The following is a 13,308-nucleotide window of genomic DNA, read 5'->3' on the forward strand; positions in this document are numbered from 1 at the left end:
CGAGAATTTCGGTCGGGTTCAATTCCTTTCTAACTTAGTTTAAAGAAAAACCAAAAATTTACGTTCCAACTTTTTTCTTACCGAAAAACAGAGGCTGGGTTGCAACCTCTGGATTTCTTCTTATACTTACTAGTTCGAGTTTTAAAAATCAAACTAGTAATGCTTAACTGAGTTTCGGCTAAAAACTTCGGAAAAAATATAAGCCATCTTTTGTGCATCGCACAAGGCGATGGCTTCCTATTTTTCTTTCGTTTTCTTAACGCCTCAATATCTTACCGAATTGAGCACGCCCTAACCTCTTAGTGAAAAAGAGACGTAGCTGTTTTCTCTTTAGCGAACTACAGATATGGCTACCTTTAGGTGCAAATCTTCCTAGAAACTAAAGTTTCTACGTCAGATTTCCTATTTTTACTGTGAGGTTTTAACGGGCTTTGCATCTTATTTTTCAGTAAACTCTCCGTCTACGACGTCATCGCCTGCGTTTCCTGTTGCTTGTGCGCCTTCTGCTCCTGCTTGAGCTTGTTGTGCTGCTGCGGCTTGTTCGTAGAGTTTAACAGCAAGTCCTTGAGCTTTTTCGTTCAATGCTTCAAGTTTTGCTTTCATTTCGTCCAAGTTGTTGTCTTCTTGCGCTTTCTTAAGGTCATCAAGGGCAGCTTGGGCAGCATCACGTTCTGCATCGAAGCCTTTTCCTTCAGTTTCCTTGATTGTCTTTTCAGTCGCAAAGATTGCTTGGTCAACTTCGTTACGAAGGTCTACTTCTTCTTTACGTTTTTTATCTGCTTCAGCGTTAGCTTCTGCATCTTTCATCATGCGGTCAATTTCTTCGTCTGTCAAACCTGAGTTAGATTGGATAACAATAGTTTGTTCTTTTTGAGTTCCAAGGTCTTTGGCTTTAACAGATACGATACCGTTCTTGTCAATGTCAAATGTTACTTCGATTTGAGGAATTCCACGAGGTGCAGCTGGGATATCTGTCAATTGGAAACGTCCAAGAGTCTTGTTATCTGCTGCCATTGGGCGTTCACCTTGAAGAACGTGGATATCAACGGCTGGTTGGTTGTCCGCTGCAGTTGAGAAGACTTGTGATTTAGATGTTGGAATAGTAGTGTTGCGATCGATAAGTTTTGTAAATACTCCACCCATTGTTTCGATACCGAGTGACAATGGTGTTACGTCAAGAAGGACAACGTCTTTCACATCACCAGTGATCACACCACCTTGGATCGCAGCACCCATGGCAACAACTTCATCAGGGTTTACTGATTTGTTTGGTTCTTTACCAGTTTCAGCCTTAACAGCTTCTACAACGGCTGGGATACGAGTTGAACCACCAACAAGGATAACTTCGTCGATTTCTGACAAGCTCAAACCTGCATCTGAAAGGGCTTGACGAACTGGAACTTTTGTACGTTCTACAAGGTCACGAGTCAAATCGTCGAATTTCGCACGAGTCAAAGTCATTTCCAAGTGAAGAGGTCCAGCTTCACCAGCAGTGATAAATGGCAAGCTAATTTGAGTAGAAGTTACACCTGAAAGGTCTTTCTTAGCTTTTTCAGCTGCATCCTTCAAACGTTGCATTGCCATCTTGTCAGTAGACAAGTCAATACCGTTTTCTTTCTTGAACTCTGCTACCAAGTGGTCGATGATTTTTTGGTCAAAGTCGTCACCACCAAGTTTGTTGTCCCCTGCAGTTGACAATACGTCGAAGACACCGTCACCCAATTCAAGGATAGATACGTCGAATGTACCACCACCAAGGTCAAATACCAAGATTTTTTCTTCTTTGTCAGTCTTGTCCAAACCGTAAGCAAGAGCTGCTGCAGTTGGTTCGTTGACGATACGTTCTACTTCAAGACCAGCGATTTTACCAGCGTCTTTTGTTGCTTGACGTTGAGCATCGTTGAAGTAAGCTGGAACTGTGATAACTGCTTTAGTTACTTTTTCACCAAGGTATTCTTCCGCATAACCTTTCAAGTATTGAAGGATCATAGCTGAGATTTCTTGTGGAGTGTATTCTTTTCCGTTAGCAGAAACTTTTTCAGAAGTTCCCATCTTAGATTTGATAGAGATGACTGTATCTGGGTTTGTAACTGCTTGACGTTTTGCGGCATCACCAACGATGATTTCTCCGTTTTTGAATGATACTACAGATGGAGTTGTACGGTTTCCTTCTGGGTTTGCGATGATTTTGCTTTCAGTTCCTTCAAGAACTGCAACTGCTGAGTTTGTTGTACCTAAGTCAATACCGATAATTTTAGACATGTGTTTTTCTCCTTAAAGTTTAATTCGAATTTTGATTTTTTTGATATTTCCCTTAAGTGGTGGGGACGTGAGCAACTCCCTACGGGATTTCATCACTTATTTTTGAGCCAATTGTCTCAAAAATCCCCTGTTTCAGTAGCACACGCTACTGAAACTTTCACCACGGCGGGCAACATCTTCCTTGCAAGCCTCCAGCTTGCTTTTTATCTTTCTTCATAGTTTATTGTCGTTTCGGACAAGTTTTCAATGTATTTATGTTACGACACGAGGAGTCGAAATCGATATTATTTCGACGACGAGTTAGTAAGGAGGCTAGGCAAACGCCATAGCGATTGCCGTTTTCTGACGAGTTGCTTCAGCAACCATCAGAATTGCCTAGTTATACACTACTACCATGGCTGGGCGTAGGATGCGGTCATGGAGTTTGTAGCCTTTTTGGAAGACTTGAGCGATGCTGTCTGCTGGGTGTTCATCGTCTGCTGGGAGAGTTTGGATGGCCATATGATAGTTATGGTCAAATTCACCGTCAGCTGCGATTTCTTCGATTCCTTCTTCTTTCAAAGCGTGAATCAAGCTCTCTTGCACCATCTCCAATCCTTTTTTGACATCGTCTGTCAAACCTTCAACTGCTAGTGCACGTTCTAAGTTGTCAAGCGACGGTAAAATTGCTTTTGCCAGATCTTGGCTACGATAACGTTGCAAGTTTTGACGTTCTTCATTGGCACGGCGTTGAATATTTTGCATTTCTGCATGAGCGCGAAGGTATTTATTTTCAAACTCATCTGCACGTTCATTTGCCAAGTCCAACTCTGACTTTTCAGGAGTTGTTTCTTCAGTTGTTTCCACAACTTCCTCTTCTTTCATTTCTTCATTTTTTATATCTTGGGCCATTTTCGCCTCCTTTAATGATTTCAATCTTAATGTACTTCGTAATGATTACTGCTGAGGTAGCGGTAAAAATCTGTCAACTTCATGGTCAATACGCGGTTGACTACATTGACTTGGTTGACCAATTGCTGGTAATCCAGATTGACTGGACCGACAATCGCTAGAATTCCAAAACCTCGATAAGGAATGAGGAACTTACTGCTAATCACCGCCAAATCAGCTAGACAGGATTCCTGACTGTCTGCAACACGGACATTTTGCATTTGATCTCCATGCAGACCCTCACGAATCTCCAAAGCCACCTTTTGCGGTTGGTCAAAGAACTGATAGGCTGCTAGATTGGCAAAATTCAAGAGATTGACCTTGCCCGACACCACAATGTTTTCGTTGAACATTTCTTTAAAAATGTGTTCAAAGAGATCCATGACATTGTCCGTTGTTGTAAAGTAACGTTGGATAATTTGCGGAATCTCCGTCCGAATCTTGTAATGAATGTCCAGAACGGTGTGACCGAGGAAACGTTCTTGAATCAAGGTCTTGAGGCGATTTAAATCTTCCTGCAAGAAGTTCCTTGGAATCAGAAATTGACTGGTAACCGTTCGGGACTCGTCTAGGGTAAATACTGCCAAGGCTGTATGTTGTCCCAAAACAACGATATCAAAGGCTGTCAACCGTTGCCTGCTCGGCTCAACATCCAGAGCCACTACCGTACAGCCACTCAGGTCTGTCAGTAGATTAGCAGCCTCTTGCAGAATATCCTCCAGTTTGAAGAATTCCTGATCAAAGGCTTTGACAATCTCGTATACCTCATTTTCAGCCAGTCTGTCAAAAGCAAGCGAGTGTTTCACATAGTACTGAAATCCCGCGACACTTGGCATCCGACCGCTTGAGGTATGAGCCTTCTCAAGCAAACCCTGCTTCTCTAGAGCTGCCATGTCATTACGAATGGTAGCACTACTAGAATTGATAGACTCTTGTAGCGCCTTGGATCCGACAGGTTCGTGCGTTTTGGTAAAGATGTCAATAATCAGATTTAAAATATCCTGCTGACGCTCTGTAACCATCTCATCACTCCTCTCTGTCCGATCGATTAGCACTCTATGCATCCAAGTGCTAACTCATGATTCTATTATACACCCTTAGAAGAGAATGTCAAGACAAAAACTCAAAAAATTAGCACTCTTTTGCCAAGAGTGCTAAAAATCAGTCTGAAGACCTAGAATCTCACTTCTCATCTACTTGGTATTTCCTTTTAAGTCTGAAAAAACCATAGATTAGATAAGAAATCAAGCAAGCGTATAAAAAGAGAATAATAAAGAAAGACTGAGACAAATTTTCTCGATACAAACTCATGCAAACAACAAGACCACCTGAAAAAGTGGCTATACAGGAACGAAGTCTAGACCGCATAACTTCCCATCTGAGACCCTTACTCATATAGACTTTCTCCTCTGAAAGGATATCAGAAGTTGGTTTACGAAGAGTCGAACAAAAACCTGTTTCTATCAATTCCCAACCGCTATTTCTAAAATCTTGCAGTTCATGCTTATACTTTTTAAGAAATCTAGAATCATAGATATGATAGATGACATCATCTGGTTGGCATTGTTCAAAATAGAAAAAGCCCAAACGATTAGTTCTATATCTCCAACCTTTCAAGTGCATCTCATGTAAATATTCTTCTTCCTTGTCCAAATCAACAATGGTAAAAATCCGAAATTGTACTTTGCTATTCATTGTCTTACCTCCAAATCAGAAAACATACATGGTTTTATTTCTCAGATAATTCTTTCCACTTTTGAAACAAGCTCCAAAAAATATAAGAAATCTGAACCGCAAAAACTATCAATAAAACACAATCTATTATGAAAATCAAAAATACTTCCCATCTGAAAGAACTAGCTCCACTGACAAACTTTGAGAAAACCGGTAGTAGAGCTAAAAATAGAATCAAAATAGGAAGCATCCGCATTATTAAAATCCGTTTGATCATTGCTAACTTCCCTGTAGCGTCATTATAGATTTCAAACTCAGTATCCGATTCAATTTCAGAATGTGCTTTTCTAAAATAGGAAAAACTATTCAAGTCTGTAATATGCTCCCAGCCACAGTCTTTAAATAGTTGTAAATAGGAGGCTCTCTCTGATTTTTTCATGGGATAAAAGTCCAACTGATAAGACACCTGCTCCGGTTGGCACTTTTCAAAAGTATACTTAACCGCAACTACTAAGTTAGAGTAGCTTACTTCCGTAAGTTTCCAGCCCTTAGCATGCATTTCCCCAAGGTATAAAGCCTCTCTATCATAATCTGCAATTGTAGATATCCGATATACAACCTTCTTTTCCATTATACTTCCTCCCGACTATTTCTGTATAGCCGTTCAATACGTTTCAATTCTATCTCCAAAACTTTTCGTCCCAAGTCGGTTATCTGATAGATTTTACGTTTTTCCTCTTCTAGGACAAAGGAAATCAAGCCATCCTTTTCCATCTTTGACAAGGTCCCATACATAGTTCCAGGACTAATCGAAACTTGCGAATCTGTCATCTCCTTGACCTTTTGTGTGATACCATATCCATGGTTCTCCTTCTGTAAACAAAACAAGATATAAAAACCTGTTTCAGTCATGGGAAGGTAAACACGCCTGATCTTATCTGTTAATTCCATTTAACCACACCTCCTATTTAATCCAATATATCGCACTTCGTTATATAAAATATATCACAACTCGATATAAAATGCAAGAAAAAGAGAGAACGATTTCTCGTTCTCTCTTCTTAGGCTCAGGAATTAAGAAGTCATTTTGTTATTTCCTAAGAGTGGCTTAATCTTTCTTGCGAAGGATAAAAGCTGCTAGGCTTGCAAAGGCAAGACCGATGATTGAAAGAAGACCAGATACTGCTGAACCCGTGTTTGGTAACAAGTTCTGATTTTGACTACTTCCTTCTTCTGGTTGACTATTATTTCCAGAATCTTTAATTGGGGCCGGAGTGAATTCCCAGGTGCCTACGAAGTGTGCGTCTGCTCCATTGATGGTTTCAGATGTCTTGTCATAAGACTTGAAGCTCCATGTGCCTTCTGCTGTCTTCACTTCTGTTTGACTTGGTTGCGTCGGAATCGCTTGGCTACCATCTTTCAAGTCTGTTTGGTCTGCTGGAAGCAAGGCTTTTACTTCTTGTGGAAGTTCTTTACCTGGAGTTCCACTGACAAACTCGTGAACCGCTTTATGAGTCACTGTTGGAACTGGAGTTGCTGTAAATTCCCATGTACCTATAAACTTAACATCTGATCCATTAATTGTTTCCGATGTCTTATCGTAGGACTTGAAGCTCCAGGTACCTTCTGCTGTCCTAACTTCTGTTTGGCTTGGTTGCGTTGGTGTTGCTTGGCTACCATCTTTCAAGTCTGTTTGGTCTGCTGGAAGCAAGACTTTCACTTCTTGCGGAAGTTCTTTACCTGGGGTTCCGCTGACAAACTCATGAACCACTTTATGAGTCACTGTTGGAACTGGAGTTGCTGTAAATTCCCATGTACCTATAAACTTAACATCTGATCCATTAATTGTTTCCGATGTCTTATCGTAGGACTTGAAGCTCCATGTGCCTTCTGATGTCTTAACCTCTGTTTGACTTGGTTGCGTTGGCGTTGCTTGGCTGCCATCTTTCAAGTTTGTTTGGTCTGCTGGAAGCAAAACTTTAACTTCTTGTGGAAGTTCTTTACCTGGAGTTCCGCTGACAAACTCGTGAACCACTTTATGAGTCACTGTTGGAACTGGAGTTGCTGTAAATTCCCATGTACCTATAAACTTAACATCTGATCCATTAATTGTTTCCGATGTCTTATCGTAGGACTTGAAGCTCCATGTTCCTTCTGCTGTCTTAACCTCTGTTTGACTTGGTTGTGTTGGTGTTGCTTGGCTGCCATCTTTCAAGTTTGTTTGGTCTGCTGGAAGAAGGGCCTTCACTTCTTGTGGAAGCTCTTTACCCGGAGTTCCGCTGACAAACTCATGTGTTGCCTTGTAAGTTGGTGCTGGGGTGAATTCCCAAGTACCGACAAAGTGAGCATCCGCTCCATTGATGGTTTCTGATGCCTTGTCATAGGACTTGAAGCTCCACGTACCTTCTGCCGTCTTCACTTCTGTTTGGCTTGGTTGCGTTGGAGTTGCTTGACTACCATCTTTCAAGTCTGTTTGGTCTGCTGGAAGCAAGGTTTTCACTTCTTGTGGAAGTTCTTTTCCTGGCGTTCCGCTGACAAACTCATGTGTTGCCTTGTAAGTTGGTGCTGGGGTGAATTCCCAAGTACCGACAAAGTGAGCATCCGCTCCATTGATGGTTTCTGATGCCTTGTCATAGGACTTGAAGCTCCACGTACCTTCTGCCGTCTTCACTTCTGTTTGGCTTGGTTGCGTTGGAGTTGCTTGACTACCATCTTTCAAGTCTGTTTGGTCTGCTGGAAGCAAGGTTTTCACTTCTTGTGGAAGTTCTTTTCCTGGCGTTCCGCTGACAAATTCATGTGTTGCCTTGTAAGTTGGTGCTGGGGTGAATTCCCAAGTACCGACAAAGTGAGCATCCGCTCCATTGATGGTTTCTGATGCCTTGTCGTAGGACTTGAAGCTCCATGTGCCTTCTGCTGTCTTCACTTCCGTTTTACTTGGCTGAGTTGGAGTCGCTTGACTACCGTCTTTCAAGTCTGTTTGGTCTGCTGGAAGCAAGGTTTTCACTTCTTGTGGAAGCTCTTTGCCTGGAGTTCCGCTGACAAATTCATGTGTTGCCTTGTAAGTTGGTGCTGGGGTAAATTCCCAAGTACCGACGAAGTGGGCATCCGCTCCATTGATGGTTTCTGATGCCTTGTCGTAGGACTTGAAGCTCCAAGTACCTTCTGCTGTCTTCACTTCCGTTTTACTTGGCTGAGTTGGAGTCGCTTGACTACCATCTTTCAAGTCTGTTTGGTCTGATGGAAGCAAGGTTTTCACTTCTTGTGGAAGGTCTTTGCCTGGAGTTCCGCTAACAAATTCGTGTGTTGCCTTGTAAGTTGGTGCTGGGGTGAATTCCCAAGTACCGACAAAGTGGGCGTCCGCTCCATTGATGGTTTCTGATGCCTTGTCATAAGACTTAAAGCTCCAAGTGCCTTCTGCTGTCTTCACTTCTGTTTTACTTGGTTGAGTTGGCGTTACTTGAGTACCATTAGACAAGTTCTTATCTGTCGCTGGAAGCAAGTCTTTCACTTCTTGTGGAAGATCTTTACCTGGGGTCCCACTCACAAACTCATGATGTTTTTCATAAAGAAGGGCAGTGCTTACCTGATTAGAAGGAGCTGATAAATTATCAACATGCAATGTTACAGTATTGTCAATCTTTTCAGGACCTTTTTCTTCTACTTTTTTGTTGGTAGCTGTTTTATAAGTGATAATAATCTCAGCGGCAGAATTTGATTTTATGTACTCAGGTGTCATTTTAACAGTAACTGTTTGACCTGACTTCTCAATCGTATAGTCACGTCCTTCTTGCAGAGTCACTCCACCTGATTCAACTTTAAGTTCTTTATAGTCCAAGCGATCATCAAAATTCTGAACCATTTCGATAGATGAAGGCGTTGCTAAAATGTCCTTACCTGGAACCGGAACTTTAAACGTAGCTTTATAGGTTACATCTTGTCCTTCCTTAGCTGGAATCTCTGTAGGATCCACTGCTAGAACAGGGCTCGGATCAATTTTTTCAATATAAAGACCAAAGACGGCCGAAGCAACCTCTGTTGATGAGTAACCAAAATTCATACTATTACTATTTGATCGAAGGGCAAAACCAGAGATATTGTTCTCAGAATAGCTACCGCTTGTAATCTGAGTTGCTACCCAAGCAGTTCGATCTCCTTGATCTTCCTGTCTTAAAACATTGGCATTATTCATCAAACGAAGATTAACATCATTTTGATAATCTTTAATATAGAAGGTTTCCTTCAAGTTGTTTGCATCCATTGCATCGATATCCGTTGGTTTCATGACCAACTTCAAATCTGTCTCGGAACCATCTGCATAACGCAACTCTGCTGTTACATCCGCATCAAGCCAAAAAGCCTTATTCATAATGTAGTCATGAGCCGCATCTACATAGGGAACATTCCCAATTTCAAAAGCATTATTTTCCCACAATTCTGAAATAGAGAAAAATTCAACAGTAGATTTTTGAGCACTATTCATCTCAGATTCTGCCTGAGCAGTGTTTAGATAGTGAAGAGTTACCTTATTGAATTTTAAGTAAGCATCTACTTGCTTACCGTGAACGTTACCAATATTTGTGAATTTTAGAGAAAGAGGATTTTCAAAAACTTGATCCTGTTTTTTACTTTTATCTACTTTAAGAGTAAAGTTCTCCATCTCGCCTGGATAGGCACCACCCCAGAGATATTCATAGTGGGGATTCGATAAATGAAACTGATCAACAGCCTGTGATTTAGATAAAACACTAAAATTGTTGATGTTCAAATTAAACTTACGAATATCCAAGGTTGAGATATCCGTTCCGTTTTTTATTTCTTCTAAAGCCGCATAAGATTGAAGCGGAATAAGAAAAATAGAAAAAAGTAAAACGACTAGTCCGAGAAAAGCCTGTTTTTTTCTACTGAAAATAGTAGAAAAAGGCATTCTCATGCGATATTTCCATTTCATAATGTACCTCCAAAACTAAAAATGATTGTTTAATCATTTCAAAAGAAATATTCATCTCATTTTAACACAAAAAGAAGTCAATTAAAAGCAGATATAAAAAATTATTTACTATTTTGTATTTCCAAATTGTCATTCATTCTGTCCATTTATACTTTAAACATCTATCTATATATTAAAAAATGTGTTCTTTTCACAAACTTTACAGGAGGTAAATTCTATTTCGAGTTATTGAATCTATCTTCATTATGTAGTATTTATACTAGAAAGACCTCTATAAACCATACAAATAAATTAATTTTTATTTATAGTTTCGAAAATAGAATAAGAGTTTCTCTCTTTTGATTTAAAAGGTCTCAGTTTATTTTATATTTTATAAAAAGAACCCGAGAATCAATCTCGAGTTCTTTTTGATATATGTCTCACAAAAAACTTTTGAACATTAAGATGACTTAGTCTTTCTTACGAAGGACAAAAGCTGCTAGGCTTGCAAAGGCAAGACCGATGATTGAAAGAAGACTAGATACTGCTGAACCTGTGTTTGGTAGAGCTTTCTTATCTTGACTTGCAGTTTCTTCTTTCTTGTTGTTTTCAGCTTGATTTCCTGTTGTTGTAGATGCTACTTTCTTAGTTCCTACTTCAACAATCTCATCTACTGCTGGAGTAGTGGTTGTGTTGAATTTCTCAACACGACCTGTTTCTACTCCGTCTGTGTAGGCAACTGTGTAAACAATGGTGCGAACACCCTTCTTACCAGCAGCTTTTACTACACGAGTTCCTTCTGGAAGTTCAGGATTTGTGACTTCCTTAGTTTGGAAAGCAACTTCTTCTGTCTTCGTTTCTTCCTTAGTCGTTACAACTGGGGCTTCTACTTTCTTAGTTCCTACTTCAACGATTTCATCTACTGCTGGGGTGGTGATTATGTTTGATTTCTCAACACGACCTGTATCAACTCCGTCTGTGTATCAGAATATTCCCATTTACTATGCATAATTGTAAGTAAGCTAAAAAATTTAAATTACCTATATCCACTATACTAAAACCTGTATTAAAATACATTTATAACAACGAAAAAACAAAAAAGATTGCCCACCGGGCAATCTTTCTTCTATATTAGTATTAGTAAAGATCTAAATAATTATCAACTTCCCATTGTGAAACGAAGGTTGCATAGCTAGCCCACTCGATGCGTTTGGCTTCAAGGAAGCTAGTGTAGATGTGTTCACCTAGGGCAGCCTTAACCACTTCATCTTCAGTCAAAGCTTTCAAGGCGTTATGAAGAGTTGATGGAAGATCAGTGATTCCAGCTTCCTTACGCTCTTCTGCTGTCATGATGTAGATATTTTCTTCGATCGGAGCTGGTGCTTCGATTTTGTTTTCAATACCATGCAAACCAACTTCCAAAAGAACAGCCATAGCGATATATGGGTTTGCCATTGGGTCCACTGAACGCAACTCAAGACGAGTTCCCATACCACGTGAAGCCGGTACGCGTACAAGTGGCGAACGGTTACGACCAGCCCAAGCAATGTAAACAGGTGCTTCATAACCTGGAACCAAACGTTTGTATGAGTTAACTGTTGGGTTCATGATAGCAGTATAGTTGTAAGCATGCTTGATCAAACCACCAAGGAAATGGTAGGCCGTTTCAGACAACTGCATTCCTTTTGGATCATTTGGATCAAAGAAGGCATTATTTCCTTCTGCATCAAACAAGGACATATTACAGTGCATACCTGATCCAGCTATACCAAATTTTGGTTTCGCCATAAAGGTTGCGTAAAGACCGTGTTTGCGAGCAATGGTTTTTACAACGAGTTTAAAGATTTGAATCTTATCACAGGCACGGAGGACTTCATCATACTTGAAGTCAATTTCATGTTGTCCAACCGCAACCTCGTGGTGACTCGCTTCTACTTCAAATCCCATTTTGGTCAAGACATTCACGATTTCACGACGTGTATTGTCCGCAAGGTCTGTAGGCGCCAAGTCGAAGTAGCCACCCTTGTCATTTACCTCAAGAGTTGGATCGCCATTTTCATCCAGCTTAAAGAGGAAGAATTCTGGTTCTGGCCCAAGGTTGAAGGATTTGAATCCTACTTCTTCCATATGACGAAGTGCACGCTTGAGGTTGCCACGTGGATCACCTGCAAAAGGTTCGCCTTCTGTTGTATAGACATCACAGATCAGACCTGCAACACTTCCATTTTCATCTCCCCAAGGGAAGACTGTCCATGTGTCCAAGTCTGGATACAAGTACATATCTGATTCATTGATACGTACAAAACCTTCAATAGAAGAGCCATCAAACATAGCTTTGTTTGACAAGACCTTATCTAACTGTTCATCTGTAGCAGGAATTTCGACGTTTTTCATGGTTCCCAGAATATCTGAAAACATGAGACGAATAAAGGTAACATTTTTTTCCTTGACTTCACGACGAATATCTGCAGCTGTGATTGGCATGGGTTTTCTCCTTAATATATGACTACTTGCGATTGCCTAACCGCGACCAAAGGGTGACCGTACTGAAGCAAAGCGCCCCTGCTGGAGGAGTTCATTGTGAAGTGCACGACGCACTTCCGTCTGACTCACGGCTTTCTTGGACTTCGCCTCACGTTCAGCATATTTTTTCTTAATCGCAGCAATATTATGACCTTCAGAGATATAATCTTTGATTTCAAGTAGACGATCCATGTCATTCAACGAATACATGCGACGGTTCCCTTCGTTTCGATCAGGTTTGATCAACTCTTGATCTTCATAATAACGAATCTGACGCGCCGAGAGATCGGTCAATTTCATAACACTGCCGATAGGAAAAACTGCCATATTTCGGCGAAATTCTCTTTCCTTCATTTACAATTTCCTTCTTCCTGTCTATTATAGTCTAAAAAAAGACAAACGTCAACGAATAATGTCATAAAATGTAACATTATTTTCTTTTTTTCTCCCAAAAGAGTTTCAGTTGCTCAATATCATAATTTACAAGGATTGCGACAAAAACTCCCATAAATGTTTCAAATACACGTGCAAATACGTACAAAAATGTTTCTCCGCTCGGTATTGATAGGGTAATGATCAACATAGCTGCTACGCCACCGATAACTCCTGCCTTATTGTTCATGGCAACATTTGTCATAATGGTTAACATGGTGCAAATTGGAACAACTAGTAAGGTTACCCAAAAGGCTCCATGAAATAAAGTGTTTAAGAGGAAAAAGACAAGGGCGTAAAAACCGCCAATACTATTTCCTAAGATACGCGAAGTTCCAAAATGGACACTCTTATCAAAGCTCTCTCGTAAACTGAAAACCGCTGTCAATGCTCCAATTTGAAGTCCCTTCCAGCCAAAAAAACCAAAAATCAAGAGAACTATAAATACGGCAATCCCTGTTTTGAAGGTTCGCATACCAAGCTTGAACTGTGACTTATCAAATTTATATTTTTTAAAATAACTCATAATCTCAACTTTCTACTACCATTTTAACATAAAT

General features: G+C 40.3%; 10 protein-coding genes and 1 pseudogene. All 11 read right to left on the reverse strand.

Annotated elements, in window-relative coordinates:
* Window positions 1–438: 438 nt before the first annotated feature.
* The 11 genes and pseudogenes from dnaK to B7714_RS02625 all read right to left on the reverse strand — a co-directional run bounded on the left by dnaK (window position 439) and on the right by B7714_RS02625 (window position 13,274).
* Window positions 439–2,262, reverse strand: a complete 1,824-nt coding sequence (gene dnaK, locus B7714_RS02570; RefSeq protein WP_000034683.1) for a molecular chaperone DnaK — start codon at window positions 2,260–2,262, stop codon at window positions 439–441.
* A 375-nt stretch (window positions 2,263–2,637) separates the two neighbouring features.
* Entirely contained in the window at window positions 2,638–3,153 is a 516-nt protein-coding gene (gene grpE / locus B7714_RS02580) for a nucleotide exchange factor GrpE (RefSeq protein ID WP_084859557.1), read from the reverse strand.
* Window positions 3,154–3,179: 26 nt separating this feature from the next.
* Complete coding sequence (gene hrcA, locus B7714_RS02585; RefSeq protein ID WP_084859558.1) at window positions 3,180–4,214, reverse strand: heat-inducible transcriptional repressor HrcA; 1,035 nt, start codon at window positions 4,212–4,214, stop codon at window positions 3,180–3,182.
* Between the two features lie 160 nt (window positions 4,215–4,374).
* Window positions 4,375–4,887 carry a DUF2812 domain-containing protein gene (locus tag B7714_RS02590; protein ID WP_084859559.1) on the reverse strand — a complete coding sequence of 171 codons (513 nt, stop codon included), beginning with the start codon at window positions 4,885–4,887 and terminating at the stop codon, window positions 4,375–4,377.
* Between the two features lie 34 nt (window positions 4,888–4,921).
* Window positions 4,922–5,497, reverse strand: a complete 576-nt coding sequence (locus tag B7714_RS02595; protein ID WP_084859560.1) for a DUF2812 domain-containing protein — start codon at window positions 5,495–5,497, stop codon at window positions 4,922–4,924.
* Window positions 5,497–5,817: a PadR family transcriptional regulator gene (locus tag B7714_RS02600; RefSeq protein WP_084859561.1), complete on the reverse strand. Its 321-nt coding sequence runs from the start codon at window positions 5,815–5,817 to the stop codon at window positions 5,497–5,499. Before B7714_RS02600 ends, B7714_RS02595 begins: the two co-directional genes overlap by 1 nt.
* Window positions 5,818–5,974: 157 nt before the next feature.
* Window positions 5,975–9,814 (reverse strand): LPXTG-anchored SHIRT domain periscope protein, encoded by a 3,840-nt coding sequence (locus tag B7714_RS02605; protein ID WP_084859562.1) that lies wholly within the window; start codon window positions 9,812–9,814, stop codon window positions 5,975–5,977.
* A 449-nt stretch (window positions 9,815–10,263) separates the two neighbouring features.
* Window positions 10,264–10,776, reverse strand: a pseudogene (locus B7714_RS02610) (LPXTG cell wall anchor domain-containing protein); the annotation flags it as partial.
* Window positions 10,777–10,930: 154 nt separating this feature from the next.
* A complete protein-coding gene (glnA, locus tag B7714_RS02615; RefSeq protein WP_001122885.1) occupies window positions 10,931–12,277 on the reverse strand; it encodes a type I glutamate--ammonia ligase in 1,347 nt (448 codons plus the stop codon).
* Between the two features lie 36 nt (window positions 12,278–12,313).
* Window positions 12,314–12,670: a transcriptional repressor GlnR gene (glnR, locus tag B7714_RS02620; protein ID WP_000664333.1), complete on the reverse strand. Its 357-nt coding sequence runs from the start codon at window positions 12,668–12,670 to the stop codon at window positions 12,314–12,316.
* Between the two features lie 76 nt (window positions 12,671–12,746).
* Window positions 12,747–13,274 (reverse strand): FUSC family protein, encoded by a 528-nt coding sequence (locus B7714_RS02625; protein ID WP_000119887.1) that lies wholly within the window; start codon window positions 13,272–13,274, stop codon window positions 12,747–12,749.
* Window positions 13,275–13,308 lie beyond the last annotated feature (34 nt).

This window comes from Streptococcus oralis subsp. oralis (genome assembly GCF_002096595.1).
Taxonomy (GTDB): Bacteria; Bacillota; Bacilli; order Lactobacillales; family Streptococcaceae; genus Streptococcus; species Streptococcus oralis_D.

Bases quoted from the DNA above. Each gene is read 5' to 3' on its own strand.
- dnaK (WP_000034683.1), bottom strand. From the start codon at position 2,262: ATGTCTAAAATTATCGGTATTGACTTAGGTACAACAAACTCAGCAGTT.
- grpE (WP_084859557.1), bottom strand. From the start codon at position 3,153: ATGGCCCAAGATATAAAAAATGAAGAAATGAAAGAAGAGGAAGTTGTG.
- hrcA (WP_084859558.1), bottom strand. From the start codon at position 4,214: ATGGTTACAGAGCGTCAGCAGGATATTTTAAATCTGATTATTGACATC.
- B7714_RS02590 (WP_084859559.1), bottom strand. From the start codon at position 4,887: ATGAATAGCAAAGTACAATTTCGGATTTTTACCATTGTTGATTTGGAC.
- B7714_RS02595 (WP_084859560.1), bottom strand. From the start codon at position 5,497: ATGGAAAAGAAGGTTGTATATCGGATATCTACAATTGCAGATTATGAT.
- B7714_RS02600 (WP_084859561.1), bottom strand. From the start codon at position 5,817: ATGGAATTAACAGATAAGATCAGGCGTGTTTACCTTCCCATGACTGAA.
- B7714_RS02605 (WP_084859562.1), bottom strand. From the start codon at position 9,814: ATGAAATGGAAATATCGCATGAGAATGCCTTTTTCTACTATTTTCAGT.
- glnA (WP_001122885.1), bottom strand. From the start codon at position 12,277: ATGCCAATCACAGCTGCAGATATTCGTCGTGAAGTCAAGGAAAAAAAT.
- glnR (WP_000664333.1), bottom strand. From the start codon at position 12,670: ATGAAGGAAAGAGAATTTCGCCGAAATATGGCAGTTTTTCCTATCGGC.
- B7714_RS02625 (WP_000119887.1), bottom strand. From the start codon at position 13,274: ATGAGTTATTTTAAAAAATATAAATTTGATAAGTCACAGTTCAAGCTT.